The sequence below is a fragment of the Desulfovibrio sp. JC010 genome (genome assembly GCF_010470675.1).
Lineage (GTDB): Bacteria > Desulfobacterota > Desulfovibrionia > Desulfovibrionales > Desulfovibrionaceae > Maridesulfovibrio.
The window spans coordinates 57,252-84,251 of sequence record NZ_VOIQ01000017.1 but is presented as its reverse complement, the minus strand read 5'-3'; the positions used below and the strand labels follow the sequence as shown (position 1 = coordinate 84,251).

Annotated in this window: 21 protein-coding genes and 1 tRNA gene; 3 read left to right on the top strand and 19 right to left on the bottom strand. The window is 50.7% G+C overall.

Annotated elements, in window-relative coordinates; all coding sequences use genetic code 11:
• Window positions 1-83: 83 nt before the first annotated feature.
• From FMR86_RS17535 to rfaE2, 3 genes are all read right to left on the bottom strand, one after another.
• Window positions 84-893: a Nif3-like dinuclear metal center hexameric protein gene (locus FMR86_RS17535; RefSeq protein WP_163352702.1), complete on the bottom strand. Its 810-nt coding sequence runs from the start codon at window positions 891-893 to the stop codon at window positions 84-86.
• Window positions 894-1,072: 179 nt separating this feature from the next.
• Window positions 1,073-1,148: transfer RNA gene (locus tag FMR86_RS17530), tRNA-Ile, on the bottom strand.
• Between the two features lie 72 nt (window positions 1,149-1,220).
• Window positions 1,221-1,685: a D-glycero-beta-D-manno-heptose 1-phosphate adenylyltransferase gene (gene rfaE2, locus FMR86_RS17525; protein WP_373682499.1), complete on the bottom strand. Its 465-nt coding sequence runs from the start codon at window positions 1,683-1,685 to the stop codon at window positions 1,221-1,223.
• Between the two features lie 155 nt (window positions 1,686-1,840).
• Here rfaE2 and FMR86_RS17520 point away from each other — a divergent pair, with 155 nt between their 5' ends.
• Window positions 1,841-2,485, top strand: a complete 645-nt coding sequence (locus FMR86_RS17520) for a CPBP family intramembrane glutamic endopeptidase (protein ID WP_163352700.1) — start codon at window positions 1,841-1,843, stop codon at window positions 2,483-2,485.
• A gap of 248 nt (window positions 2,486-2,733) precedes the next feature.
• On the opposite strand, the gene FMR86_RS17515 is transcribed toward FMR86_RS17520, so the two are convergent.
• From FMR86_RS17515 to FMR86_RS17480, 8 genes are all read right to left on the bottom strand, one after another.
• A complete protein-coding gene (locus FMR86_RS17515; RefSeq protein WP_163352699.1) occupies window positions 2,734-3,126 on the bottom strand; it encodes a hypothetical protein in 393 nt (130 codons plus the stop codon).
• 6 nt (window positions 3,127-3,132) lie between these two features.
• A complete protein-coding gene (locus FMR86_RS17510; RefSeq protein WP_163352698.1) occupies window positions 3,133-3,612 on the bottom strand; it encodes an ImmA/IrrE family metallo-endopeptidase in 480 nt (159 codons plus the stop codon).
• 156 nt (window positions 3,613-3,768) lie between these two features.
• A complete protein-coding gene (locus FMR86_RS17505) occupies window positions 3,769-4,539 on the bottom strand; it encodes a YkgJ family cysteine cluster protein (RefSeq protein WP_163352697.1) in 771 nt (256 codons plus the stop codon).
• A 20-nt stretch (window positions 4,540-4,559) separates the two neighbouring features.
• On the bottom strand, window positions 4,560-6,218 hold the full coding sequence (locus FMR86_RS17500) for a glycosyltransferase (RefSeq protein ID WP_163352696.1): 1,659 nt from the start codon (window positions 6,216-6,218) through the stop codon (window positions 4,560-4,562).
• A 135-nt stretch (window positions 6,219-6,353) separates the two neighbouring features.
• Complete coding sequence (locus FMR86_RS17495) at window positions 6,354-8,429, bottom strand: glycosyltransferase (RefSeq protein WP_163352695.1); 2,076 nt, start codon at window positions 8,427-8,429, stop codon at window positions 6,354-6,356.
• A gap of 66 nt (window positions 8,430-8,495) precedes the next feature.
• A complete protein-coding gene (locus FMR86_RS17490; protein WP_163352694.1) occupies window positions 8,496-10,277 on the bottom strand; it encodes an amino acid ABC transporter permease in 1,782 nt (593 codons plus the stop codon).
• An 81-nt stretch (window positions 10,278-10,358) separates the two neighbouring features.
• Entirely contained in the window at window positions 10,359-11,180 is an 822-nt protein-coding gene (locus FMR86_RS17485) for a transporter substrate-binding domain-containing protein (protein WP_163352693.1), read from the bottom strand.
• A 171-nt stretch (window positions 11,181-11,351) separates the two neighbouring features.
• The gene (locus tag FMR86_RS17480; RefSeq protein ID WP_163352692.1) at window positions 11,352-12,080 is read right to left on the bottom strand and encodes an amino acid ABC transporter ATP-binding protein; all 729 of its coding nucleotides are present in this window, start codon (window positions 12,078-12,080) and stop codon (window positions 11,352-11,354) included.
• A gap of 460 nt (window positions 12,081-12,540) precedes the next feature.
• Between FMR86_RS17480 and FMR86_RS17475 the strand changes: the two genes are divergently transcribed.
• Window positions 12,541-13,968: a sigma-54 dependent transcriptional regulator gene (locus FMR86_RS17475; RefSeq protein ID WP_163352691.1), complete on the top strand. Its 1,428-nt coding sequence runs from the start codon at window positions 12,541-12,543 to the stop codon at window positions 13,966-13,968.
• A gap of 475 nt (window positions 13,969-14,443) precedes the next feature.
• Here the strand turns inward: FMR86_RS17475 and FMR86_RS17470 are convergent, their stop codons facing one another.
• The 3 genes from FMR86_RS17470 to FMR86_RS17460 all read right to left on the bottom strand — a co-directional run bounded on the left by FMR86_RS17470 (window position 14,444) and on the right by FMR86_RS17460 (window position 19,085).
• Window positions 14,444-15,793: a trypsin-like peptidase domain-containing protein gene (locus FMR86_RS17470; protein WP_163352690.1), complete on the bottom strand. Its 1,350-nt coding sequence runs from the start codon at window positions 15,791-15,793 to the stop codon at window positions 14,444-14,446.
• 6 nt (window positions 15,794-15,799) lie between these two features.
• Entirely contained in the window at window positions 15,800-16,651 is an 852-nt protein-coding gene (htpX, locus tag FMR86_RS17465) for a zinc metalloprotease HtpX (RefSeq protein ID WP_163352689.1), read from the bottom strand.
• Window positions 16,652-16,763: 112 nt separating this feature from the next.
• Window positions 16,764-19,085, bottom strand: a complete 2,322-nt coding sequence (locus tag FMR86_RS17460) for a cache domain-containing protein (protein ID WP_163352688.1) — start codon at window positions 19,083-19,085, stop codon at window positions 16,764-16,766.
• 314 nt (window positions 19,086-19,399) lie between these two features.
• On the opposite strand from FMR86_RS17460, the gene FMR86_RS20705 reads away from it, so the two are divergent.
• Entirely contained in the window at window positions 19,400-22,321 is a 2,922-nt protein-coding gene (locus FMR86_RS20705; protein WP_163352687.1) for a FecR domain-containing protein, read from the top strand.
• Between the two features lie 60 nt (window positions 22,322-22,381).
• Here the strand turns inward: FMR86_RS20705 and FMR86_RS17450 are convergent, their stop codons facing one another.
• Genes FMR86_RS17450 through FMR86_RS17430 form a run of 5 tightly spaced genes read right to left on the bottom strand, consistent with a single transcriptional unit; the run spans window position 22,382 to window position 26,879 of the window.
• The gene (locus tag FMR86_RS17450; protein ID WP_163352686.1) at window positions 22,382-22,627 is read right to left on the bottom strand and encodes a hypothetical protein; all 246 of its coding nucleotides are present in this window, start codon (window positions 22,625-22,627) and stop codon (window positions 22,382-22,384) included.
• Window positions 22,624-22,869: a hypothetical protein gene (locus FMR86_RS17445; RefSeq protein WP_163352685.1), complete on the bottom strand. Its 246-nt coding sequence runs from the start codon at window positions 22,867-22,869 to the stop codon at window positions 22,624-22,626. The genes FMR86_RS17450 and FMR86_RS17445 overlap by 4 nt, the downstream gene beginning before the upstream one ends.
• 26 nt (window positions 22,870-22,895) lie before the next feature.
• Window positions 22,896-24,233 carry a tetratricopeptide repeat protein gene (locus FMR86_RS20890; RefSeq protein ID WP_163352684.1) on the bottom strand — a complete coding sequence of 446 codons (1,338 nt, stop codon included), beginning with the start codon at window positions 24,231-24,233 and terminating at the stop codon, window positions 22,896-22,898.
• A 23-nt stretch (window positions 24,234-24,256) separates the two neighbouring features.
• Complete coding sequence (gene sppA / locus FMR86_RS17435; RefSeq protein WP_163352683.1) at window positions 24,257-25,138, bottom strand: signal peptide peptidase SppA; 882 nt, start codon at window positions 25,136-25,138, stop codon at window positions 24,257-24,259.
• The gene (locus FMR86_RS17430; RefSeq protein ID WP_163352682.1) at window positions 25,125-26,879 is read right to left on the bottom strand and encodes a 30S ribosomal protein S1; all 1,755 of its coding nucleotides are present in this window, start codon (window positions 26,877-26,879) and stop codon (window positions 25,125-25,127) included. Before FMR86_RS17430 ends, sppA begins: the two co-directional genes overlap by 14 nt.
• Window positions 26,880-27,000: the final 121 nt, after the last annotated feature.

The window sequence follows — 27,000 nt, the reverse complement described above, 5'->3', positions numbered from 1 at the left end:
ACATCGATGTTCGGAAACTTAAACTTTACAGTTCCGTAAGGCCTCTACGGTTCTGTTGATTCTCTTTTGTCATGACAGCCCTATTAGGGCCTGCGCACGCCCTCACCCTGCACATGATAGGCAAAGGGATTGCGTCCGCTGAAAAATTTCACTTCCACTTCCTTTCCGAGCTCTTCAGCAAGAACAACGGAAAAACGGCGCATCATCTCCTCTTCCAGAGAAAAATGCCCCACATCCAGCACCGCGCCCACAGTTTCCTGCGCGGGATGATACTTTACATCCCCGGTGATAAATACATCCGCTCCAAGGCCGAAAGCCTTATCCATGAGCGAAGATCCCGAACCGGGACACATGGCCACACAGCCCACCTTCTCAGGCTCCGGTCCACACAGGGCCACAACCCCGCACCCGGAAAGCTGCGCAACACGCTCCACAAAATCCGTGAAAACAACCGGAGCGGAATACTCACCGATACAACCGTACCCAAGTATATCACCGGCTTCGTTTTCCGCAACCGAATCCAGCACCCGCAGATTTTCCAACTCAAGCTCGCGCCCAAGCCACGAAACGGCCCCCTTGAACTGCACATCCAAAGAGGTGTGCGAAGCAAAAAGGGTCGCCTCCGCGCAGAAGACCTGCTTCATTACATCATGAAACCAGTCCAGCTTGGCAGGCAGCTTCGGATCAATAGCCAGCGGATGGTGGGTCAGAACAAACTCCGCCCCCCATTCAAGGGATTCGGCTATGACCTGCGGCAACGGATCAAGGGCTACTGCAATCTTTGCTACATCCCTTTCCCGGCCTGCGATCTGAACACCGCAATTATCCCACGGAGCGGCATACCCCGAAGGAACAAGTGACTCGATCCTGCTGATAACATCTGCTGTCTTCATAACGGCCACACTTGAAAGATGTTCAATTATTTCCGCTCGTAATCAAATTCAACACATCAAAATACAATAAAATAATATGCTCCCGCAAGGGCTGTCCCCCGGGAGCACAACAGCTTTCACAAGGCTAGAAAGCACAGAAATTCTGGATTGTATTTTGGTATGTTTCCATATGATATTAGTGGTGGGCCAACCAGGATTCGAACCTGGGACCATCCGGTTATGAGCCGGGGGCTCTGCCAACTGAGCTATTGGCCCGTTTCGCCAAGCGAGTCGAGCTAAATAGCCCAACAAACATCACCTTGTCAAGACTTAAACAAAATTCAATATTTATTCAATATCATTATCACGGATATATTTGATCACCCCGGTGGTGGAGTAGCCGGGCAGCAAAGGCAGGGAAAGCACCTCACCGCCACGCTCTTCCACGATATCACGGCCCACGATATTATCTACGGACCAGTCGCCGCCCTTGACCAGCACATCCGGCTGAACTTTGCTGATCAGATTGAACGGAGTGTCTTCATCAAAGAAAATCACGTAATCAATACAGGCCAGCCCGGCGAGCACAAAAGCACGCTGCTGCTGTCTGGTCACGGGCCGTTTCTCGCCCTTGATGGAACGCACGGACTTATCGCTGTTCAGCCCCAGCACCAGCAGATCACCCTGCTCCCGCGCACGGGAAAGCAGATCCACATGCCCTGCATGCAGAATATCAAAACAGCCGTTAGTAAAAACAATCTTTTTTCCGGCAAACTCAGACTTGATCTTTGCAAATTCGTCAGCATCGACTATTTTAGGATTATTCAATTCGATATTTAATTCGGACAATGTACTAGCTCCAAATTATTTGATGCGCTACGCGCTTTTTATTTAAAAGATTTCGCCTCCGGCGGCCAAAGAAACTTTTAGTAGGGCTTCGCCACTTTGCATGGTCAAGAGCAGTTAACATGAAAAAAATTACAATCTTCTTTCTCGCCGCCCTGCCTTTCTACCTCAACGACTTCAACAACATCTTCATTAAACATGAACTGGCTTGGCTGGCAATGGACTACGGGGCGAAAATTCTCCCGCTGGGCTTCCTGTTCTATCTGCTCAAAAAAGAAATCATAAAACACACGGACCTCGGCCTTGTGTCTCTCCCATTTAAAAAATTCATCCTCTGGACCGTCGGCATAACAGCCCTCGGCCTGATCCTTGATGAACCGGGCTTCGCCCTCTGGTCCAAGCTACTCCCAACCCTGCGGCTGGGATCAATTCCCATCGGAACGGATTCCCCTCTTTATGCTTTAGACATGACTGTTGGTCTGGCCCTCGTGGCCATATCCGAAGAAATCATCTTTCGCGGCCTCGCCTTCTCAGCCCTGAAAGACCGCAACTACTCCATCCCGAAAATCTTCCTCATCTCCGCAATAATCTTCGGACTGATCCACTGGTCGCAGGGACCGGTGGCGATCATGGCAACCGCAATCACCGGATCGGGCCTGATGATCTGCATGTACTCAACAGGCTCAATCTACCCGACAATCATCGCGCATTACGTGATTAATTATCTGTCATTTTCGGGGATGGCGGTGGAGATGTGGGGGCTGTAGAAAGTCGCTGCACTACGGGAGATTGCATACCCTGACAGAAGCTCCTTCGACAAAAAAAGACGTAGTAAAGACTGTCCAAACAACCAGTACAAAACTAACGACAACTTGACCAAGTCCATGGCAGTTTACTTTTTTTCTCATAGGCACCTCCTCACCGCTAACTTTTAAATCGACAACGAAGGAGGTCTGAGGGGTTGCAATAGTCATCTCCACGGGATTTCCTCCCGTAATGCAACGACTCAAAACATTTATTTAAACAATCGGGCTACGCTGGCCACTTTCGAAACAACATCAAGCAAATCTTGGTCATTCGATTCTTTAAATTTCCCGTTTCTTGCCCGAAAAGTAGCTAGTATCAAAATGGACAAAATAACAGTAGGAATTGACCCAGAAAATAAAACAAGAAGGACTGAATACGGAACTGCCTTCATCAACGGCAAAAGCACTGGCAAGTGAAAAAGTAAATGAACAAAAATTCCATAAAGAAAAAAGACAAGCAGCAAGACAAACCAAAATATATATTTTCTAAATCTCAACCGAGATTCTTCAATATCAAGCTCAAGATTAGCTTTCTTTTCAACACTATCGCTAACCTGACCTGACGCCATATCGAAATGCTCTTCAAGACTATCTTCCTGCATAAGACTCTAATATATTCCAAGCTTTTTTAGTCTGATATTCATCGCAACAGTTGATACATTAAAACTATCGGCCAAACTCTGAAGGGTATTCTTACCCTGAGAAAGCAAATAACTAACAGCTTCAGAAGGCATCAGTAATTCCGCAGCAAAATTATTCGCTGCAACCTCGTACAGATCATAATTATTGATCGAAAAATTCTGAGCTTCATCGCGATGACGCGGGCCGTGCTGCAAAACATAATGGCCAAGTTCATGAGCGACAGTAAATCTCTGCCGTACTGCGGCTTCAGTCACATTGTATTTAATTACAGGCTCACCATTTTCCAAAGTAAACTCACCACTCAACGGCTGACCTGCATTATTGGTTATTTCACCAAAAGACTTCTCAACCCGAACACCTAAGCCAGTAGCAATACGGGCAGGATCAACAGGCAGTCTCCCATCCCAATACTCTTTAAGAATTGTTTTTGCACTCTGAATAGGCATTAAATCGTCCATCCTCAAAATAAATTTATTAATATTACAGTTGTAATATAACTGCCCTACAAACAAAGTCAAGAACATTGTTAAACAAAACTAAACAAAAAACCCGTTCATCAACAAAGATGAACGGGGGGCAACACACCAAAATTAAAAAGAAACTTACCCCTTAGGCTGCAAATTCTCGGAAGATCCCAACACGATCAGCTCTACCCAGTCGAGGGCGAAGCTGAGACATTCTTCCTCGTCACTGAGGATGGCCTGCTGGCGTTCCTCGGAAATATCGAGCCGGGAAAATACGTTCATGTCTTTGATGAAATTGATAAAATTGTCTACCTGATAGAGGGCGAGAAAAGCCATGTTCAGCTTGCGTTCATCGAGTACCACCCCGGCCTGACGGGCGCGGTTCATGATACGCATGTAGCGGTCGTTGACTTCGTTGTACGGCTCAAGACCCTGATCTTTCAGCCATTCATCGCTGGTCCATTCCTTGTCTTCCTCAAATCCGCGACAGTGCGGCTCCTGCACGACAAAAAACTGCTCAATGGTCTCGCCGTTCTCGTCCATGCGCGAGGCACGCCCGAGAGGGTAGGTGCGGCAGGCACCGGGACGGTTTTCGTAGATGGAGCAACCTTCATCACGCACAAAGGGACAACTGCGCTTGGCATTGTCGAGCATGCGCAGCTTGCACATGGGGAATCCGGTTCCGGGTGTGCGGGTGATGTCCGCGTGGTTGTGAATAAATTTCTTACTGTCGTGGCCCAGTCCCTTGCGCAGACGGAGCACATCGTAGGGGGTAAGCATGAGATTGAGGTCACCGCAACAGGCATTGAAGCAGCGCACTCCGGGATGGCAGGCAAAACCGAAAGTCTTGCCGGGTTCCAATTCGGGCAGGTTGTTCAGAAAATCCTGGGTTTGATCGTGGTCGGACATGGCACTCTCCCTGTATTTATCTATCCGGCCAGAATCCCCTTCTGCACCAGATACTGCATCTTTTTCTCAAGGTCGGACTGAAGAAGCCTTTCTTCATCAGCCATTATCTGCAGTATTTCGCTGCGCGGATGCATGGCCTGCATCTTGTAGCGGTTGCCCAATGCATTGCCTTCCTGCGCCGCACTGGTGTGACTGGCAAAACCGGACCGCTTGCGGTGCAGGATGGAAAGATGACCCTGATAAACAGGAAATTCACCCTTCAGGCAGCTGCGCAGGTCGTGTTCCAGATCATCATACTGCGAGGGAGAAAGGAACAGGGAAAAGCCCCCGTTGTCAAGAAGCTTCTGTGTGCGGAACAGGTGGCAGCACCCGGTAACCGAACCGCAGGGACGCATAAAATCAAAATATCCGCCGTCCAGAAGGGAAAGATGCAGGTCCGAGCAGCGGAACGGATTGGGCGCGATTTTGGCAAGATCAACCTCCGGCCCCTCGCCCTCGTCCCCTGCAGGCTGGATCAGGTGCAGATCCACGGACTGCATGACCGCCGGGGCGGCGTGGTCGAGCACCTTGCAGCCCCAGACCCCGGCTTCGGGATAGGCTTCCACTGCCGCGCCCAGCCTAGAAATCCAGTCCGGACTGACTTCCACATCATCGTCCAGATAGACCGCAAAATCGCACTCCTGCACCAGCGGCTCCTTCATGAGCCAGTTGCGGGCGGCAGCTGCTCCCACGTTTACGGGCAGGTCAATACGCATCATCTGTTCCCCGAACTCAGGTTGCCACTTGGTTATGACCTCAGCAGTACCGTCCGAAGAGCCGTTATCAAGCATGAAAATTTTAACCCCGTGCAGCTCGGAGTCATTCAGAGAAGCAAGGGTCGCATCCAGCTCTGCGGCTTTGTTGAAGGAATAAAGTAACACAGCCAGACTGCCGGGCAGGGGAACGTTTTTATCATCCAGCCCGCAGGCCAGATCATGCAGACGCAGGGCTTCGGAGACCCGCCACGGCTGCCCGTCAACAGCTCCGCTAAGGATTGAAACTGCGGTTTCGCGCTCACCCAACTTCAGGGTGATGGAAGCGGCAAGATGGGCCATGTTGTTCAGCCCGAAGACATCGGATGAGGACATGAGCAGCGGTAGGGCTTCAGCCGCATCGCCGTTCATGTAATGGAAAAAAGCTTTGGCGGAATTAATTGCCGGAAAAATTTCTGCGGTGAATTCCCCGGAAAGAATATCCAACCCGAAGCTGAAATCCGCAAAAGCCCCGGCATGAACCAGCCCCTGCTGTACCCAGAAGAGGTTCCCCGGTTCCTTTTCCAGACAGGAAAGGATGTAGTTCCTGATCTTGGCGTCATCCCTTCTAGCGGCGAGGCGCATGAAATAGGAGAGATTGTCCGGTTTATTAAAACCTGCGGACACCGCTTTCAGGCAGGAAGCAACGGCAGTGGGAAACAGAGGCAGTAGACCTTCCACCTGCGCAAGCTGTACGGCAATATTCCCGTCCAGCGGATTGGAAACATAGGCCGCCAGCAGCAGCTCAACACCCAATTGCGGGTCGGACTCAAGAGCAATTGCCCCTACATTGAAAAGATGCCCCGCCCCGGCAGAACCCATCAAAAGCTTGCGCCGCACAGGCTCGTGCATGTCGGCCCAGTATGTTTCGCTGTAAAACTTGCCCATTTATCTTCCCTTCTGATTAACGGATGGATTTTCTATGCCACGTTAACCAAAAGGGATCTTATCCACAACACCCCAAACAAAAAGGGAAGAGTTTCAAACACACTTCCCTTCGAATAAAATCATTTTAAATCAAAGCTATTTCTTAATTAAACTATCAATATCCGGCAATTCAACCTGCGGTTTATCTCCGGGCAATGAGGAATAAACACTGAGCAGGGACTTGATCTTTGCTGGCGTGGACATGAAAGCACGCACGATCCTGCGGTTCAAACGGCCCATTTCGCTACGCAGTTCGGCATCATCGATGAGCTTTTTCATGCCCTTGGCGAGGCCGTCGCTGTCTTCCACGTCGCAGAGATAACCGTTTACCCCGTCACGGATCAACTCGCCCGTGCCGCCCGCGTTGGTGCAGACTGCGGCCAGCCCGGCATCAAAGGCTTCCAGCAGGGTGTTGGGCATGGATTCCTGCCGCGAACTCATGACGTAGATATGTGAACTGCCCAACAGCTTGACCACATCCTCGTGGGGGATAAAGCCTGGGCTTTCGATACGTTCCAGCGTTGCCGGGGAAGCAGCATCACGGAACATGGAAATATCCTTCAGTCCCACGGCGATGAAACGGACTCCCTCACATTTATCCTGCGCCAGCAGACGGTCCACAGCCTTGATGTAGACATCCGCACCCTTGGCATGTCCGCCGTTACCCACATAAATAATGGAGGTTTCGGCAGCCCGTTTGGGTTTACGTCCGCCACCTATGAAAGAATTATAAACAACCTGCGCCCGCTTGGGCGGAACAAAATGCTTGAGCAGCACTTCACGGCTCTTGGCGGAGTTACAGATATAACCGTTGCCGATGAGGGAAAAAAGCGGTGCCAGCGGATTGGGCTTGTAGATAACGCCCCGGTTGAAGAAAAGTTTGAAGCTGCGTCCGCCAAGCAGGGAAAGTCCCTTGGCAATACAGCCGATTTTTACGGCCTTGTTGTGGTAGGTGTGGACCACATCCACCTGCTGCTCTTCAATGACGTTGGCAAGGAATCCCGCAGCGGTGAGCATGTTCTTGAAATCATCCAGCAGGAAGACTTCCGCACCCATTTCTTCCAGCACCGGAATAAGCTGAGCATCCGGCTTGAGCACGGCCACTACTCCGAGTCCAGCCTGCAGCATGGCTTTGGCACTATTTATCAGCTGCCTGCTGCCCCCGGAGAGCTTGTCCGTATCGGTGATGTAGAGGACCTTGCCGATATCGTTACGCTTGCTGAAAAATTTAAAACAGACCATGGCGGACGCTTCATGGGAATACATGAGCAGCCGTTTTTTGATCCACCCGGCGTCCTTGGAAGTTCCCACTCCGATGCGGTTTATACGCATGGGATCGGTACCGAGCATATTTGCGGAACGCTCAAGGGTAAAGGTTCCGCAAAATCCGGCGGCGGCAGCCTCCTGCATACCGAGGGAATCAAAATCCCCCCACGGCCAGCAGAAGAACTGACGGCGGGAACCGTTGATCTTCTTGATCTTATCCAGGCAACGCTTGAAATCTTCGCGGATGAATTTGCGTCTTTCATCGTCGCTGCGCCGTTTGAAAGTCACCTTGCCCTTGCGGAACTGGGGCCAGAAACCGTTGTAGGCAAAAGCGCTGCCGTAATCGTAAGTGGGCAATTCAGGATTGAATTTGCGGTAGACTCCCCATGTGGACCAGTGGGATTTTTCGGAAAAATCGCCCTTGAAACGTAAATCCTTGAAGCAGCCCTGATGGCGGCAGGTGTGGGCATAAACTTCCATGCCCTTGTCATGGACAAGGGATTTCAGCTCCGCTTCATTCATGAACTGGGAGTTGTCGTTCCCGGAAAGTGCTCTTTTGAAGGACTCACGCATGGGCAGCATTTCCCGCACATCCGCCCTGTTCCTGATTTTGCCCTCGCCGATAAAATCACTGACCGCAAAAAAGACCCCGGTCATACCCCGCTCTTCGAGCATGGGAACAACATTGATCCAGTTGCTGATGTGGCAGTCATCAAAAGTGAGCACCACGTATTTATCGTCTATGGGCTTGCGGCCCATACAGATTTCATAGAGATGCTCGGCGGTGATGGTCTTAAAACCCATCTCCAGCATCATATCAAGATGGGAACCGAAGGTGGCGGGGGAATGACCGTCCTCTTCACAGACGGCATGGTAGCAAAAAACAGGGACACTCTTACCGAGCATTAGACAACTCCGAAACGCTTCTATTCAACTGCCCTCCCCCTGCACCAACAGGAGGAGGGAGATCAATTACATCTGCAGACGGAAGGTCTCGGTGGAAAGCTTCCGTTCGAGTCGTCTTGCCACGAGACTCATCAGGTAGCAACAAATAAAGTACAAAAATGCGACGGCGGTATAAATTTCAAAGGGATAGATCATCAGCCTGTTGTTAAGCCCCTGTGCCACAAAAGTAAGCTCCAGAACACCGATAACAAAGGCCAGCGAAGTATCTTTGAAAATAGCAATAAACTGCCCGACAATAGCCGGGAGCATCTGCTTGAGGGCCTGCGGCAGGATAACCTTGCGCATGGCCTGCCAATAAGTCAGCCCGGTGGAAACCGCAGCCTCAAACTGCCCCGGAGGCAGGTTCTGAATACCTGAACGCACGATCTCAGCCAGATAAGCCCCGGTGAACACGGTCAGGGCAATGGTGGCCGACCAGAAAACATTCAGGAACTGTCCGGTCAGGATGGGGATGAAGAAATATATCCAGAAGATAACCATGATCAGCGGGTTACCGCGGATAAGCTCAATGTACAGGGTGGACGGAATAAGAAAAAGCTTATTCTTGGATGTACGCCCGATGCCCACAATCAGCCCGATAAAAAAACTGACCGAAATGGCGATAACCGACATGAGAATGGAGAAGGACAAACCGCCCAGCCCCCAGAGAATCTCATTGGGACCACCTTGCGGGAAACGCCACCAGAGCATGGTTCCGAGGTTTTCCCAGATAATCTGAAAATTAAATTTGGACACGCCGTAGGCAGCGGAAAGCAGCAAAGAGCCCAGACAGGCCAGAAATACACCTTTCCAGGCCAGTCCCAGTACCTTGGCGAGCTTGGAGAGGAAGGCCTTGCGTGCGGCCTGCGCTTTGGAAAGGCTGAAATCATCCTGACGTTTACGTTTCATGCGGCGGTGTATTTTTGCCAGATAGGCAAAAGGAGCCTCAAAAGGCCAGAACAGCATGTGCGCAAATTTGTGTCCCAGAGTGCGGTCCTTGAGCGGGACAATCTGCAGTTTCCAGTTCACCAGAGTCAGGATTCCTGCAATGGTCAGGGACAGGGAAAGATAAATGACCGTGGCCGCTGTGGTGGCCTCAAATCCCTTAAAGGTCATGCCCTCGATCTGCTGTGAAGCCCAGCAGAGCTCCGGCACACCTACAACCATGGCCAGCGAGGAGTTTTTCATGTTGTTGAGAAACTCACTGCCCAGCGGCGGGATAATGGCCCGGAAAGCCAGCGGAAGCACAATCTTACTCAGGGTCTGAAACGGGGTCAGCCCGGAAGAATAAGAAGCCTCCAGCAATCCTTTGGGGATGGACTGGATACCGGCGCGGATGACCTCGGCCATGAAGGAACTGGTGTAGATGCCGAGGCCTACAGTGGCGGAGATCATCTCGAAATTCTGATCAAAGAGAAAGCTACGGATTCCTTCGGGCAAGCCCATGGGCAGGGCGAAGTACCAGAAGAAAAGCTGCACCAGCAGCGGGGTGTTTCTGAAAAATTCTACGTAACAGGTGCTGAAATAGTAGACCGGCTTGAATTGTGAAAGCCTGCCCAGCCCGAAAAGGATCCCCAGACCGAGGGCAATAGCCGAACTCATCAGCGAAATGGTGACAGTCAGGTTCAGGCCGGTGACGAGCATCCCACCCAGCACTTCGCCATAAGAGGGATCTTCTTTATATAAAACTGACCAGTCGAATTTGTAGCCGAAGTCAAAGACCCAGCCGAAATAGTAAACCAGCAAGCCGGTTATAGCGGCAAGACAGAGATACTGAACCCAAGTTTTTTCCAGATAACGATTAATCATTTCAGAAACTTTCTCTTTGTCGTCAATTTAAAAAATTGGCGGGGCCACGGGACCCCGCCTGTCTAGCATATAAAATGGAGCCTAGGGCCACATTTCAATCTGTTCGGTAAGGGGGAAGTAGTACTTGGTGTCAGGACCGTACCACTTGTTGTAGATCTTTTCGTAGGTGCCGTCTTTCCACATATCCTGAAGGATAAAGTTAACGGTGTCGCGGAGTTTGGAATCATCTTCAACCAGACCGATGCCGTAAGGCTCGTTGGAGAAAAAGTCACCAACCAGTTCGTATTTACCGGGAACCTGTGCGGAGTAGCCGAGCAGGATGGTGGAGTCGGTGGACCATGCGTCTACGCGACCCATCTGCAGAGCCTGAAAGCACTCGGATTCTTTCTGGTAGGAGATAACTTTGGGAGCTGCGTCGCCAAGCTGCTTGAGCAGGTTTTTAACGTTGAGCTCGGAAGTGGTACCCTGCATAACTGCAACTTTCTTGCCCACGAAATCCTTGAGGGTGGAGAACTTGCCTTTGGGAGCAAGCATCTTCTGGCCGTCAAAGAAGTAGGTGATGGAAAAGTCGATGGAGTTATCACGGGAGCGTTTGTGAGTCATATTGGACACGGAAAGGTCAATACGGCCCTGCTGGAGGAAACCGATACGGGTCTTGTTGTTTACAGGAACCTGATCGATTTTAACGCCCATGCGTTTTGCGATTTCGTTGGCGATATCAACGTCAAAACCAACCCATTCTTTCTTGGCATTGTAGAAAGCACCGGGGATGGAGTCAGTCATGATACCGACACGGACAACCTTGTCTTTCATGATTTTGTCATAAGTGGCACCTGCAAAAGCAGTTGCAGCAAAAGCCATAACCAGAGCGGCTGCGAGAGCCAGAGTCATAAATCTTTTCATTCTTTCCTCCTGCGTGGAAATAGACAAAGAGTATACAAGAGAGCGATCCCCTACAGCGGAAACCGCGAGCTTCCTGCTACCGGACCTGAAAAAACAGGCCCTTCCTAACCTCACTATTTTTTACCCGTCAGATAACATCTGACAGATGATTCCCTAATGTGCCGAATCCCTTTAATGAGACAGAATCTTGCTCAAGAAGAGCTTTGAACGTTCGTGCTGGGGATTATTGAAGAACTCATCCGGGGTATTTTCCTCAATGAGCGACCCTTCATCCATAAAGATTACCCGGTCTGCAACCTCGCGGGCAAAGCCCATTTCGTGGGTTACGCAGACCATGGTCATACCTTCACGGGCCAATGCCTTCATAACGTCCAGAACCTCGTTGATCATTTCCGGGTCAAGGGCGGATGTCGGCTCGTCAAAAAGCATGATATTCGGACGCATGGCCAGGCCGCGTGCGATTGCCACGCGCTGCTGCTGCCCGCCGGAAAGCTGGGAAGGATAATCCCCGGCCTTGTCGGGGATGTTAACCTTGGAAAGGAGTTCCATGGCCAGATCTTCGGCATCCTTGCGTTTCATATTGCGGACCATGGTCGGCGCAAGGATTATATTTTCCAAAACCGTCATATGCGGATAGAGATTAAAGGACTGGAAAACAAAACCGATTTCCGCCCGCAGCAGGGGCAGGTTCACGCGTGTTCCGTTCACATCCATATCTTCTACAAGAATTTCACCTTCCTGAATGGGCTCAAGACGGTTAATACAGCGGATCATGGTACTTTTACCTGATCCGGAAGGTCCGCAGACAACAACAACCTCGCCTTTTTTAATATGAAGGTCGATATCCCTCAGGGCGTGGTAGTCACCGTAGTATTTATTGACATTGTTAAACTTTATCACTTTTGTACAAATCCCGTAAAATTAATGTTCAAAGCTCGAAAAAAACGGGTACCAAATGGAACAAAATTCGGCAAGCCCTCCCTCATTTTGGATGAACACTTCTTTTTTTAGCGTTTCGCGAATAATATATCCGAGGAAAAATCATTTTTGTTAAAAACCATGCCCTTTTTTCTGCAAAAACCAACTCCACACAATTTTGTTTATTTCGTAAATCGAAATTATTTTTAATATTCTTACGTTTTGATCAGAAAATTTCCTTTCTAATCAATATGAAAGAAAGCTGACCAATACGCAGCAGGGAGCTTAAGCAGGTATTATTCAAAAGAAATTGCACTTTATCCCGTGGACTGGCATTGAAATTTAGGTTTTTTTGCTCTCTTTTAAGTATTTTCCTTAATTTATCGGCCTTAATAATATATATGGAGTTGAAAAGCTCTTCACTTAGATATATGGAATCTACATGCCTGAGAGTACATTACTATTCATAGCCGAACCCCAGTCCGTGACTTCCGTGTTTTCCCCGCTCAAAGAAGCGGGATTTCAAGCCGGGCTGGCCGACAACCTTGCCGGAGCGGTCAATTTTATCAAAAAGTCGAAGCCGTGCCTTATTTTCACAAGGCCGGTCATGCAGGGCTATTCTGCTCAGGCACTTCTGGCCGAGGCCGTAAATATTGAAGATTTCCCGCCGGTGGTGGTCTTTTCCCGCAACGGTTCCGCAGACGAAGCCCAGAGATTCATGGAACTGGGTGCCCGTGATTACTGGCTGGAGCCCCTTTCATGGGAAAAAATAAAACTCATGCTTCCCGATGAAAAACCGTCCGCCATGCCCGCACCGGACCAGCTCGGCACACCGGAACAACCGGCCGCCCCCGAAGCCAAAGGCACACAGGGCCGCTACCAGATCATCGGGCAGCATCCGGCCATGGCGAGAGTTCTCGGCCTTGCCAAACAGGTGGCCAAATCCAAGGCCACGGTACTTATTTCAGGTGAATCAGGAACAGGTAAAGAAATGTTCGCCCGCTTCCTGCACCACCACTCCGACCGCAACGACAAAGCTTTTGTTGCCATCAACTGCGCGGCCCTGCCCGAACACCTGCTGGAATCGGAACTGTTCGGTCATGAAAAAGGTGCATTCACCGGAGCCATCAACCGCAAGCTCGGTAAATTCGAACTCGCTTCCGGCGGCACCATCCTTCTTGACGAAATCACGGAAATGGAACTGGGCTTACAGGCCAAGCTGCTCAGGGTTTTACAGGAAGGTGAAATCGACCGTGTGGGCGGCGTGGAAACCGTGAAAGTTGACGTGCGCGTGCTGGCAACCACCAACCGGGCCATTGAAGATACGGTCAAGGAAGGAAAATTCAGACAGGACCTTTTCTACCGTCTGAACGTCATTCCGCTCAAGCTTCCGGCCCTCTCCCAACGCGGGGAAGACATCCTGCTGCTGGCAAAATTTTTCGTGAACAAATACTGCACCGAATACGGACTGACTCCGCTGGCTTTTTCCGAAGAAGCAACCAACTGGCTGCTGGGTTACGAATGGCCGGGCAACGTGCGTGAGTTGCAAAACCTCATGGAACGCGCCGTACTCCTTGCCGGAGCAGGCCCCATAGAATCCAAACATTTCCTCAATGATCCCGACGCATGGATGCCCGACGAACCCCACGTGGGTGAAGGATCAGCACCCGACGGCGAACAACCCGCCGCGGATGGAGTCGCCGCTGATTTCGCGGTCATGCCCATCTCCGAAATGGAGAAAAAACTGATCATCAAGAGCCTCGACCAAACCTCCGGCAACCGCACCAAGGCCGCCGAACTGCTGGGAATCTCCGTGCGCACCCTGCGTAACAAGCTTAATGATTACAAGAAGCAGGGGCTGGATTTATAGCAAGCCATAGCGTCTCTTACATTTGACAAACTTTCGTGAACACCACTCTTGTCCCCCACGGGAACTGGCTCGTTTTCTACAGAGAACCAGCTGGCTATAGCAATCCCTCCACCTGAAATCATGGTTAGAGGCATCAATCCCGGCAACAGCACCAACACCTTGATCGGTTGGTGGAAAACACTCATTATCACACCTTTCAACTGCCTGAAGGGCTGTGCTCTCATTTTCAAAATCTTTAATCTTGTCCAGACAGTTAGACATACACTGAATAGAGAGATCATCCTGACACAGAGCGGCAGAAACAGAAATAAACGAAAAAAACAATACCCAAAAGATAATCAACACATTCTTTTTCATACCGAATCCACACTCCTTTTTTATATCTTAGATAAAATAGTCCACTTTTCGATTATATGCAAAAAAAGAGGACAGCCCGCTAACGGACTGCCCTTCTCTGTTTGATATATTTATAAACCTAACTATTTAACTTCACATAATAAAAATTACGCCCGCGCTGAACTTTCAGCATGACCTTGCTGTTCATGCGGTAACGCAGGAAGGAATCAAGGAAATCCTTTTGCGAATTCACCCGCTGGTTGCCGATCTGGTGAATCTTATCGCCGGGCACAAGGCCGAGTCTTGCGGCTGCGCTGTTCTTGCGCACCTTACTGACCAGCATGCCGCGCCCGCGGGAATCCTTATCCACAACCATGCCCCAGCGGGACCATGCCTGAGCGTGGACCTGCCGCGATTCAAGGGATTGCGGGCGAACCACAACATGGCGGATTTTACCGTCATGCAGAACTTCAATATCAACATCCTCGCTACGAGTCTGTACCCGGAGCAGGGCCAGATATCCGGCTTTGTCATCAACTTCAATGCCGTTGATCTTCAGGACAACATCACCGGGACGCAAGCCCGCGTAGGCCGCCGGGGTATCCTTATGCACATCAGTGACCAACATGCCGTAAACACGGGGTAAACCGAAATAGCTGGCCGAACCCTGATCAAGGTCCTGACCGCTCAGCCCCAGCCAGACCGGGGAAACCTTGCCGGATTCGAGCAGTTCCTTGACCACCCGCTTGGCCCGGTTGATGGGAATTGCAAAGCCAATGCCCTCGGCACGAGCCTGAATGGCGGTGTTGATGCCGATCAGGTCACCCATAATATTCAAAAGCGGTCCGCCGCTGTTACCGGGATTAATGGCCGCATCTGTCTGAATGAAATCAGTATACGCGCCTTCTTTGGACTTTACGGTCCGCTTGAGCGCGGAAACTACCCCGGTTGTCACCGTATGGGTGTAGCCGAAGGGGTTGCCGATGGCGATTACCGTCTCGCCGATGAAAATATCCGAAGAATCGCCCATGGCCACCTGCGGAAGCTTTTTCGCGCCCTTGATCTTGAGCACTGCAAGGTCAAAATCCGCATCCGAGCCGACTATCTCGGCAGAGTATTCCTCGCCGTTATTCATCTTGACCTTGATATCGCTGCCGCCTGCCAGCACATGGGCATTGGTCAGCACCAGCCCGCGTTTGCCGTTGATGATCACCCCGGACCCGGTAGCCTCAGAACGAAACTTACGTTTGCGGGTCTCGAAGCCGTCAAAGAACATATCAAAGCCCTGCCCTCCGAACATCTGCCCGAAAGGAGAAACACCACGCTCCACAATGCGCGTAACATTGATATTCACAACCGCAGGGGCTGTCTTCTGCACCGCCCGCACAACAGGAGTAACGCGCAAAGAAGTATCTTTGGCAGCAAAGGCAGGCGCGGAAACGGCTACCGCCCAAAAAACAAGAATAAGGCTTTTTAATGCGCGAGTCATATTTAACTATCTTCCAGCCATGGACATCAGTCTGGCGATGCGGTCCTCGGTAGAAGGATGGGTGCTGAACCAGTTAGCCATGTTTCCGCCGCTGAAGGGATTGACGATAAACATGTTCTCGGTGGCCGGGTTGGCATCCATGGGGATGTTGCGCGCACTGGCGTCCAGCTTGTAAAGTGCGGAAGCAAGGGCCTTAGGATCACTGGAAATCTGCGCCCCGGTGGAGTCTGCAAGATATTCACGGGAACGGGAGATGGCCATCTGGATCAGGGACGCGGCAACAGGCGCGAGAATGGCGATAAGAATCGCGGCAAAGGGATTGGTTCCGCCTTCCTCATCATCACCACCGCCGAATCCGAAAATTGCAGCCCACTGCATCATATTGGCAATCATCATGATCGCCCCGGCAAGCACTGCGGCCACGGACTGGATCAGGATATCGCGGTTGGCGATGTGGCCGATCTCGTGAGCGATTACGCCGCGCAATTCTTCGGGGGTCAGGATACGCATAATTCCGCTGGTTACTGCGACCACTGCATTTTCAGGATTACGCCCGGTGGCGAATGCATTGGGAGCATCCTGATCAACCACGTAAAGACGCGGAGTGGGGATTCCGGCATTGGCGGCCAGTTCTTCCACCATGGCATACACCTGCGGAGCATCGTTGGGGGAAAGCTGACGCGCACTATACATCTTGAGTACAATTTTATCCGAATACCAGTAGCTGCCCACGTTCATGAACATGGCCAGTGCAAAGGCGATAACAAGCCCGGTCCGGCCTCCCATCAGCCCCCCCAGAAAGAGGATGATGCCCGTAAGCGCGGCGAGCAGGAAAAAAGTCTTGATCTGACTGGTCATATTAGAAGCTCCTGTTTTTTTAGCTTGATAGAAAAATACCGCACCAAAATGATGCGGTATAAGAAAGATATGTTTTATTAGCGTCCAGTCAAGGGGCTGGAAATCAAGAAAATCAGTCTTCAACGATAACATCACCGGGAATGGTGATGGTAAAAGCAGTGCCCTGCCCTTCCACGCTGGAGCAGGTAATAACCCCGCCCAGACGTTTGTGCACGAGGTTATAGACAATGCTCATGCCCAAACCTGTTCCGCCCTCGCCCCTTTTGGTGGTGTAGAACGGTTCAAAAACCTTGAACACACTGGCCTCACTCATACCCTTGCCGTCATCAGTGTAACGGATCACAATATCATCTTCCACGATCTCAACCCCGATATCAATATTCCCGGCATCCATTCCTTCAAAGCCGTGAATAAGGGAATTGATAATCAGGTTGGAGAAAATCTGCATAAATGCGCCGGGATAAGTATTTATTACCAGATCATCGGCACAGCTGATATTGATCCTGTGCTTGGTTCTCTTGTACTTGGAGCGCAGGCTGAGCAGGATCTCATCAAGATACTCGCGGAAATTGATGGTCCGCCTCTGTCCGGAAGCCTGATCCGCCGCCACCTGCTTGAAGTTACCGATAAGTTCGGCAGCCCGGTGCAGGTTGAGCATACTGGATTTGGTGGCTTCTCTGGCAACAGATATGAATTTATCAAAATCGGATTTGCGCAGTTCTCCCGAAGCCATCTTTTGCGAAATCTCATTCAGCTTTTCTTCCATAAAGCTGATGCTGGTTACGCTGATGCCTACCGGGGTATTAATTTCATGGGCAACTCCGGCCACAAGGTCTCCGAGGGCAGCCATTTTCTCAGACTGGACCAATTGATTCTGGGCATTTTCCAGACTTTCAACGGATCGGCTCAGCTCAGCAGTACGCTCCTCCACCTTCTGCTCAAGGTCGCGGTTAAGCTCGCTGATCTGGTCCTGAATCGAACGCAACTCGGAAACATCCCTTCCTTCTGCCAGCAGGAAAAGAATTTTTCCGTCCGAACCGAAAGCGGGCTTGAGAGAAAAATCTATGTATCTGGTTCCGACTCCGGGAGGGGTGGAAACAATTTCACGCCGGACAGTATGCCCGTTAGCTGCTTTTTCTATGTCCTCTTTTAAGGTCTCGGCCAGTGACGGCGGATTCTGCCACCAAGGCCCTTCCCAGAAAGGACGGTCCAGCACATCTTCCGCAGCAGCATTGCGGACATCAAGGGCGGCCTTGTTCACTTCCCGCAGTGTTCCGTCTAAATCCAGCACTCCCATGAACTGCAACGACTGACTGAAAATACCCCTGAACATTGCTTCACTCATGGCAATCTTTTCCTGAGCCTCCTTCAGCTCAGTGACATTATGGCCTTCAACAATCAGAAAAAGAACTTTCCCGTTCTCGTCCACAACAGGCTTGGCTGAAAAATCAACATATATTGAATTTCCGGCCTCATTACTGTGCTTGAAAATTCCTTTGCCTACTTCGCCGAAGGAAGCAATCTGGATAATCTCCTTAAGCTGCCGCTGAGCATCCAGCGAATCCTTCCACCACGGGGTTTCCCATAAATAATGTCCGACAACATTGTCATCAGAGACACTGATGAAATCCAGAGAGGCTCTGTTGGCAAGCAGCAATACCCCTTCTGGGCTGAGCACCCCCATAAACTGCTGGCTGTTATTGAAAATCCCCTTGAACAGGGCCTCGCTTTCCGAAATCTGCTGTCCGGCCTTCCTGCTCTGGACGATGGTATAAAAAGAAAGCAGTGAGATGATGCCGAGGATCACCACGGTCATCATGATCAATTCCCGGTTGCGTGCCGCAGCCTCGGACTCAAGATCATCAAGGTAAAGCCCGGTCCCCACTATCCACTTCCAGGGATAAAACCTCTGCACATAGGAAATTTTCGGGACAACTTCATCCGGCTTATCCTGCCACTGCCAGTGGTAATCCACGTATCCGGCACCGTCTTTTTCAGTGGCATTGACCATTTCAACAAAAAGCAATTTGCCCTTGAAGTCCGTAAACTTGGACATATCCCGACCATCAAGTTCCGGCAGGTAGGGATGCATGACCATCATGGAATCAAAATCATTTATCCAGAAGTAATCTTTGTTGTCCGGGCCGAAACGCATCATGCCGATGAATTCTGCCCCCTTTCTTCTGGCCTCTTCCGATGAGATGATCCCCTTCACCTCCTGATCGCGCAAGTGCTCCAGCACTCCGATGGCCACTTGAGTCATATGTTTTAATGAATCTTTACGCTGGGCAAGCAGGGCATCCCGAACAGCAGGCATATGCACCACGAAAATGACTATGATAAAAAGCACAAGTGAAGCCACCGTGGGAACGGCGACCCTCAACCAGACAAGACGGTTTCGTCCCGCCAATTTGCTTTTATCAAAAATACCCATGCACTGCTCCAAAGGTCCGGGGAATTTTTATTTAGTTCTGCAAAGTTAAGTGTACACCATATGACGGTCATAATACAAGCGACAAAAATACATTCAGGTATCAGCACTGATTTCAAGCAGCCTTAACCCTTTCGCTAACCCTGCCGATAATGCATGTATCCGGGCTGAGCGGGGCATTATTTCCCACCCTCTTTTTATTGATAATCCTTGCTGTGCAGCCATGGATGTTTTAATAGGTTCCTATCTCTTCATTATTATAAAGATCAATATACGCCATATAGCTGAATATAAATACTGCCTTTATTGGAGCTGAAATGCCTGTCGAACAAAACAGTGCCCAAGAAATCGGAGTAGTTACCGGGGTTTCCGGTGATGCTTATGCCCAGTCCGCATCAGGAATGCGCGCCCTTGAACCGGGAAGTCCCATCTATCAGGGAGAAGAGCTTGTCACCGGAGACGGCGGCAATATCGAAGTGCGGTTTGTTGACGACACCCTGATTTCACAGGGCGGAAATTCACGAATCGCCCTTGATGACTATGTCTACGACCCCGATGGCGGGGACTCCAGCTTTCTGGGCGACATTGCCGAAGGTACTTTCCGTACGGTCACCGGTAAAATAGCAGAGCAGAACCCGGAACGCTTCAAGCTCGGCTCCCCGCTGGCAACCATCGGTATCCGCGGTACCATTATTCTTAGTGAAGTGACAGGTAACGGCGAAAAGCACGGAGTTGAACAACTCCATGCCGGTAAGGCCATGCTCCTGCAAAGTAAGGCCACCGGACAGCTCCAGCAGCTCTTTTCCGGGCAGATGTCGGATGTCACCAGAACCGGTATGCTCGGTCCGGCGCGCCCTCTTTCTACACAGGAACTGAACCAATTCCGCGACATAGCCAAGGCCAACATCAGGCAGGAGCAGGAAATCCAGCAGCAGCGCGAAGAGGAAGAAGAGCAGCAGAACGAGCAGAACGACGAACAGCAGGATGAACAGCAGCAGGATGAGCAGCAGGAGCAGGGTCAGGAAGAACAGCAAGGCGAACAGCAGGGAGAAGAAGAACAGCAGGGCGAACAGCAAGGTGAGCAACCGGGGGAACCTCAGGGGGAATTGCCCGGTGATGTTATTCCCGGAGGCGGTGAGTTGCAAGGCTCCGGCGGTGTTCTGCCCGGTGGGGAAATAGACGGCGGAGGAATAAATCCGGGTCAACTCCCCCAGCCAACAAACCCACCGCAGGTACAGATCCCCGAACCGCCTATTACTGTTGTTCCAGAACCGCAGCCGGATCCAACACCTAAGGAGAAGGAAGAGATCACAGACCTCTTGACGGGAACAGGAGAAGTCACAGAGGAAGAGAGTTCAAGCAACAACGACACAAGCTCCGGCTCCGACCCCCATGATATCCACGGCAGCGGGTTGATCAAAGGGACTGAAGACAACGACACCATTACCGGGGCCAGTTCAAGCGATACCATCTACGGCGATCTGGGCAATGATACTCTGTACGGAGAATCCGGTGATGACACCCTTGAGGGAAATAAAGGAACCGACACCCTCTATGGCGGATCCGGTGATGATGAACTCTACGGCCAATGCGATAACGACACCCTGTACGGCGGTGCGGGCGAAGATATGCTCAAAGGCGGTGGCGGCAGCAACTACCTCGACGGCGGTTCTGGCGCAGCTGGAGAAGTGGACTTCGCGTCTTTTGACGGACAGGATCACGGGGTCACCGTAGATCTGAGTGTAAAAAACGACGCACAGGAAGTAATCGTCACGGTTGATGACGGGCAGGATACGCTGGTCAATATTGAAGGCGTGATAGGAACCGGGCATCAGGATACCCTCACAGGGGATGAAAATATTAACTTTTTTGATCCCGGCCTGAACGCTGAATTCGTCAGTGACGGCACGTATGAAACCGTCAGCGGCGGAAGCGGCATCGAACAGGACTGGGTGCAATTTGAATCCCTCACCAACCAGTACTGGGTATATGCGGAACTGAGCAGCAACCATGTTTATATCAAAGACAGTGCCGATTCCAATGCAAACGTAAACAAGGTCATATTGGAAAACATTGAAAACCTGATCGGCTCGTCAGCAGCAGATTCCATCACAGGCAATACCGGAGTCAATATACTCAAAGGCGGCGCAGGAGATGACTCCATCGACGCCAACTGCGGGAATGATACAGTCTACGGTGAAGGCGGAAATGACACAATCGATGGTGGTGACAACGATGACTACATCGAGGGCGGAATCGGCAATGATGATATTAAAGGCGGTTCCGGTGATGATACTTTGTACGGAAACCAAGACAAAGACGCCTTGGACGGAGGCGATGGCGACGACAAAATTTACGGCGGCACAGGGGACGATTCCATCATGGGCGGAACAGGAGCTAACGTTCTTGACGGCGGAGAAGGGACAGACTCCCTGAGCTACGGATTTGTAACAGTCGGCTCAGACTACGGCATAAATATCACCATGACTGCGTCAGGAACAGGAACAGCAAAAGACAGCGATACCGGAACTTACATCAATGACTCTTTCGCCGCCTTTGAAAAAATTCTGGGAACCGAGCAACATGATTCTTTCAGCGGCAGCGATGGAGCAGATACATTTGAAGGCAACAAAGGCAACGATATCATTGACGGCGGACTCGGTAATGATGTGCTTGACGGTGGTGACGGCTTGGACACCCTCAGTTTTGCCAGTCTATCCGGCGGAACAGGGGTGACAATCGACCTCGCCGACAACTCCACCGGCACTGGCTGCATGAGCAGCGGTGGAGGCGGAAATGATATGTTTAAAAACTTTGAAAGGCTCATCGGCTCAGATTATACAGACAACATCACCGGAGCCAGTGCCGGCAGCGATACTATCATAGGCGGTGGCGGAGAAGATAATATCAACCTCATTACCGGACAAGCTTCAAATCTTGAATACTACTCCCTCAGCGATGGCGGAGTTCACGGTGACAATATCTCCAACTTCCAGTCAGGCGAGGATAAACTGACATTCTCCACCGTCAGTGGGGATTTTGCCGCATCGGCCCAGTTCACAAGCGTTGCCACTTACAGCGACTTTACCGACACCGGAGCCTACTTCATCTACGCGGAAGACACAGACAAACTTTATTATGATGCGGATGGTACCGGGACAACCCATTCAGCCCAAGAAATTGCAAACTTCGATTCCGATGTATCATTAACACTCGGTACAAACCTGATAGTCTCATAAAAAAACGGCCTGTCTTCCATACGAAGACAGGCCGCTCAACTTTTCATTTTCTAAAAATACCTACTCGCCGTTTTTCATCTGCCGATCATCAACCATACGTTCATAGGTGACGACCTGATTTTTCAGCCTGCGCAACTTTACCAAAGCCTTTTTCTGCTCATTGCCGACCTTATCAAGCCGCACACGCAGGGACATTTCTTCTTTTTTCAAGGCCTTAAGGGACTGGTTATGCCAACCGCTGAGCATTCTGTTTATGACCAGAGCCGCAACCAGAATAATCCCGGAAAAAACGAGCATGGGAATCATTGGCTGCTCCCTTTATCATTTAAACTGCCCCTCAAATGATCAAGACGGGCAGAAGCCTCGTTAATTTCCCGGTTTATCTGCGCCGAACCCTTATTAAGCTTACTTACTCTAAACTCAACATTATCGCGCAGATTTTCAACCTGCATACGGCGTTGGTTGATACTTCCGCTAATATTCAGATAACGTCCATAAAGAACCATAAAGACCACCAGACAAAGAACAAGAGTAACTAAAAAATACATAAAAAATCCTGAAACAAAAATTTAAGCTAGACCTGCTGCGGATCGCTTTTCTTGAGCAGTGCTTTTAACTTGGCATCATCCGGGAATTCGGTAAGGGCTTCCTCAACAACCACCCGTGCTTCTTCAGTCATGCCCATCTTGATGAAAATACCGGCGATATTGCGGCCCACGGAAGGGGCGGATTTATGAATCATGCCCTCGGCGCGGACAGCCCGTTTAAAATACTTGGCACATCTGGCGTACTCCTTACCATCACTGTAGGCCAGACCGATATTATAAAACAGTCCCGGTTCATTGGGGGCCACCTTGAGTGCGGCCTGATAGTTTTCCACGGCCCGCTGCCACTTGCCCTGCTTACGCAAAGCTATTCCCAGACGATTGTAGGTCTCAAGATCATCCGCGCTGAGGCTGGAAGCTTTAACCTGCAAAAGCTTTGTATAATATTTTTCGGCTTTTTCCGGGGCCACCTCAAAAAGAGATTCAGCTATGCCGCTCATTACCTGCGAAAGATAATTGTGCGCTTCCTTCACCGCGCAACGCACAGCCTGATCGAAATATGTTTCCGCTTCTTCAAGCTCTTCCCGTTCAATATGGACCTTGCCGATTTCGCATTTGCGTTCGGTATTAAGGGGACTGATGGAATCAAGTTTTTTCAGGTAATGCAGATACTGCTCGGCATCGTTCCCCTTATAGAAATCGGCCAGTTTCTTAATGGGTTCCATGAACACCTTGGACTGCTCATGGGCCTGCAGATATGATTTCAGGGCCTCATCGCGCTGGCCCATACCTGACTGGGCATCCCCCTGAAGCATGAGACCTGCGGGGCTTCCGGGCTTGATCTCCAGAATCTTGTCGCTGACCAGCAAAACCTTGTCCAAATCACCTTTGCGAAGCAGCTTTTTGCCCGCTTCCACCAACTGGGCCAACCTGCCCTGCGGCTTAATGGTGAAGGCAAGTTTCTGGACCAGACTATCCACTGAAACCGGCTTGGTAATGATGTTGTTGACCCCGAGTTCATGCAGGAAAATTAGCTCTTCCTGACTGATCTCGTCAGTAAGGGCCACAACCTTGATTTCGGGAAACAGTCTGCGGATGTTAAGAATAAATTCAGCAGAGGGCCTGCCCTTGAGCAACCTTTCAACAAAAACCATTACCGGCTGCCCGGCACCGACCTTGTCCTTTATCTCATTAAGACAGGGGGCCTGCTCCTGATAATAGGCCAGACAGTCCCGGCGGATGGCCAGAATCTTATGCAATGTGCCGCGCAACAGCTTGTAAAATGAAGGCTCATCACTGAGCAGGACAGTAAACCCTGTCTGTTCTTCATAAAATTCACGTACTATCTGGTCGTATCTGGTCGCCACATAAGCCTCACTTTAACTGTAATCTAGTAAGAAAAAATCAACCCGTCCCCGATGGCAGCACCTTCCGGGGTAATCCCCAGATAGCCGAGAATCTCTTTGATCAAAGGCTTTTTCTCTTCCGGACCTTCAACGACCTTTACCTCGCCTTCAAGACCGCAGAGAGCCTTGAGCACGGTCACGGAATCCTCAAACCCGCCGATGCGGTCCACCAGACCAAGTTCTTTGGCCTCGCGCCCGGTAATAGCCCGGCCGTCGGCAACCTTCTCCACCTGTTCGCGATCCAGCTTGCGCGCGGACGCCACGTCGGAGACAAACTGGTTGTGCATGTCCATAATCAGGTTGGTCAGGTATTCGCGCTGCTCCGGGGTCAGTTCAGAGAAAGGGGACCCGGCGGCCTTCATCCTGCCGCTGGTGATGATGATCGGCTTGACTCCGACCTTCTCCATAAGCTGATGGAAATTTGCATACTCCGCCTTGACCCCGATAGAACCGGTAATGGAGCCTGAGCTGGCCATGATCTGGGTGGCCGGGGCCGCAACGTAATACCCGCCGGAAGCGGCAACAGTGCCGAATGAAGCCACAATGGGCTTAACCTCGGCAAACCGCTTCACCGCGTGATAAAGTTCCTGCGAAGGAGCTATGGTGCCGCCGGGGGAATTGATCCGCAGCAGCACGCCTTTCACAGAATCATCCTTGCGCAGTTCGCGCAGGAATTTCACCGTGGGCAATGAATTTATGATGGTTCCCTGTACATTAACCACCCCGATCTTTCCGCCGGTCATGAAGTCCACTTTGCCATGAAAAAAGGCTGCGGCTCCCCATAGGAGAGCCACAGCCATTAATAGCAGACTGAAACCGAAAAGAAACGGATGTCTGACAGAGAAACCGTTCTTAGGATTCTTCATCCTCAGTCTCTGCTGCAGCTGCATCAGCTGCGTCAGCAAGTTTCTGTTTCAGCAGTTCGCCCAGAGTGTTGTTACCGCTGTCGGCAGGACCGGAACGGAATTCTTTGGGCTGACGTTTTTCAGTGTCTTCCTTGAGCTGCTTGATGGAGAGGCCGAGGCGACGCTCATCAGCAGATACGTGGATGACTTTAGCCTGAATGGTAACGCCTTCTTTGAACATCTCGGAGGGATTCTTAATCTTCTTGTGGGAGATTTCAGAAACGTGAACGAGACCTTCAATACCTTCTTCAACTTCTACGAAGAGGCCGAAGTCGGTGATGTTGGTAACGAGACCGTCAAGGGTGCAGCCAACGGGGTACTTGTTGGGTACCTGAGACCAGGGGTCTTCGGAAAGCTGTTTAACACCGAGGGTGAACTTCTCGTTTTCTTTATCAACGGTGAGGACTTTCGCCTGAACGGAGTCACCCACTGCGTATACTTCTGAAGGATGGCGAACCTTGCGGGTCCAGGAGATATCGGAAACGTGAATCAGGCCGTCAATGCCGTCTTCGATGCCGATGAACACACCGAATTCGGTGATGTTCTTGATCTGGCCTTCAAGGATAGTACCTTCGGGGAATTTCTCAGCAACAACATCCCAGGGATTCGGCTTAACCTGCTTCATACCGAGGGAGATGCGCTTCTTGTCGGGATCCACACCCAGAACAACTACGTCGACTTCATCGCCAACGCGAACCATCTGGGAGGGGTGACGGAGCTTGCGGGTCCAGGACATTTCAGAAATGTGAACCAGACCTTCAACACCAGCTTCCAGCTCAACGAATGCACCGTAGTCGGCGAGGTTGGTAACCTTACCGGTGTACTTGGCACCTTCGGGGTATTTGCCGGAGATGTCTTCCCACGGATCGGGAACGAGCTGCTTGAGGCCGAGAGAAACTTTCTGGCCTTCTTTGTCGAAGTTCAGAACTTTCAGTTCGAGCTCATCACCGAGTGCGACCATTTCCTTGGGATGCTTGATGCGCTTCCAGGACATGTCTGTGATATGCAGAAGACCGTCGAGACCGCCGAGGTCAATGAACACACCGTATTCGGTGATGTTTTTGACTTTACCTTTAACGGTCTGCTCTTCTTCGAGAGTTTCGAGCAGCTGGGAACGCATTTCGTTGCGCTGTTCTTCGAGAAGAACGCGGCGGGAAACGATAACGTTGCTGCGGCGACGGTTGATTTTGAGAATCTTGAATTCGTAAGTCTGATCAACGAGAGCGTCCATATCGGGAACGGGACGAAGATCAACGTGAGAACCGGGCAGGAATGCTTCCACGCCACCGAGATCAACGGTGTAACCACCTTTGATACGGCGAATGATTCTGCCTTCGACAACGCCTTCTTTTTCCTGCACTTCTTCGAGCTTGTCGAAGAGCTGCATGCGCTTGGCTTTGTCGCGAGAAAGGTGAATGGTGCCTTCGTTTTCGTTTTTGTTTGCAACAAAAACGTCTACTTTGTCACCAACTGCAACAGTTACTTCACCGTCAGCATCCAGAAATTCAGATACTGCAATCTGGCCTTCAGATTTGAAGTTAACGTCGATGAGAACGAAGTCTTTATCAACTTTAACTACTTCACCGGCAACGATGCTGCCTTCGTCCAGATTTCCGAAATCGGCATTAAGATAATCTTCAAGGGCAGCCTCGAAGTCCATATCCATTTCCATTTCGGCGTTCATGTTTTCATTGTTTTCCATGGGTTACCTCCAACAACGATGTCCTCGGACAAAATTTCGACATATATGATGGGATAAGTACATTGGAATCAACCTGCTCACGCGTTCCGAGGCAGCCGATGCCCAGATTGTCCGTTGGCTT

Excerpts from the sequence above, each read along its gene's own strand:
- FMR86_RS17535 (WP_163352702.1), bottom strand. The coding sequence starts at position 893 with ATGAAGACAGCAGATGTTATCAGCAGGATCGAGTCACTTGTTCCTTCG.
- FMR86_RS17520 (WP_163352700.1), top strand. The coding sequence starts at position 1,841 with ATGAAAAAAATTACAATCTTCTTTCTCGCCGCCCTGCCTTTCTACCTC.
- FMR86_RS17515 (WP_163352699.1), bottom strand. The coding sequence starts at position 3,126 with ATGCAGGAAGATAGTCTTGAAGAGCATTTCGATATGGCGTCAGGTCAG.
- FMR86_RS17510 (WP_163352698.1), bottom strand. The coding sequence starts at position 3,612 with ATGCCTATTCAGAGTGCAAAAACAATTCTTAAAGAGTATTGGGATGGG.
- FMR86_RS17505 (WP_163352697.1), bottom strand. The coding sequence starts at position 4,539 with ATGTCCGACCACGATCAAACCCAGGATTTTCTGAACAACCTGCCCGAA.
- FMR86_RS17500 (WP_163352696.1), bottom strand. The coding sequence starts at position 6,218 with ATGGGCAAGTTTTACAGCGAAACATACTGGGCCGACATGCACGAGCCT.
- FMR86_RS17495 (WP_163352695.1), bottom strand. The coding sequence starts at position 8,429 with ATGCTCGGTAAGAGTGTCCCTGTTTTTTGCTACCATGCCGTCTGTGAA.
- FMR86_RS17490 (WP_163352694.1), bottom strand. The coding sequence starts at position 10,277 with ATGATTAATCGTTATCTGGAAAAAACTTGGGTTCAGTATCTCTGTCTT.
- FMR86_RS17485 (WP_163352693.1), bottom strand. The coding sequence starts at position 11,180 with ATGAAAAGATTTATGACTCTGGCTCTCGCAGCCGCTCTGGTTATGGCT.
- FMR86_RS17475 (WP_163352691.1), top strand. The coding sequence starts at position 12,541 with ATGCCTGAGAGTACATTACTATTCATAGCCGAACCCCAGTCCGTGACT.
- FMR86_RS17470 (WP_163352690.1), bottom strand. The coding sequence starts at position 15,793 with ATGACTCGCGCATTAAAAAGCCTTATTCTTGTTTTTTGGGCGGTAGCC.
- htpX (WP_163352689.1), bottom strand. The coding sequence starts at position 16,651 with ATGACCAGTCAGATCAAGACTTTTTTCCTGCTCGCCGCGCTTACGGGC.
- FMR86_RS17460 (WP_163352688.1), bottom strand. The coding sequence starts at position 19,085 with ATGGGTATTTTTGATAAAAGCAAATTGGCGGGACGAAACCGTCTTGTC.
- FMR86_RS20705 (WP_163352687.1), top strand. The coding sequence starts at position 19,400 with ATGCCTGTCGAACAAAACAGTGCCCAAGAAATCGGAGTAGTTACCGGG.
- FMR86_RS17450 (WP_163352686.1), bottom strand. The coding sequence starts at position 22,627 with ATGATTCCCATGCTCGTTTTTTCCGGGATTATTCTGGTTGCGGCTCTG.
- FMR86_RS17445 (WP_163352685.1), bottom strand. The coding sequence starts at position 22,869 with ATGTATTTTTTAGTTACTCTTGTTCTTTGTCTGGTGGTCTTTATGGTT.
- sppA (WP_163352683.1), bottom strand. The coding sequence starts at position 25,138 with ATGAAGAATCCTAAGAACGGTTTCTCTGTCAGACATCCGTTTCTTTTC.
- FMR86_RS17430 (WP_163352682.1), bottom strand. The coding sequence starts at position 26,879 with ATGGAAAACAATGAAAACATGAACGCCGAAATGGAAATGGATATGGAC.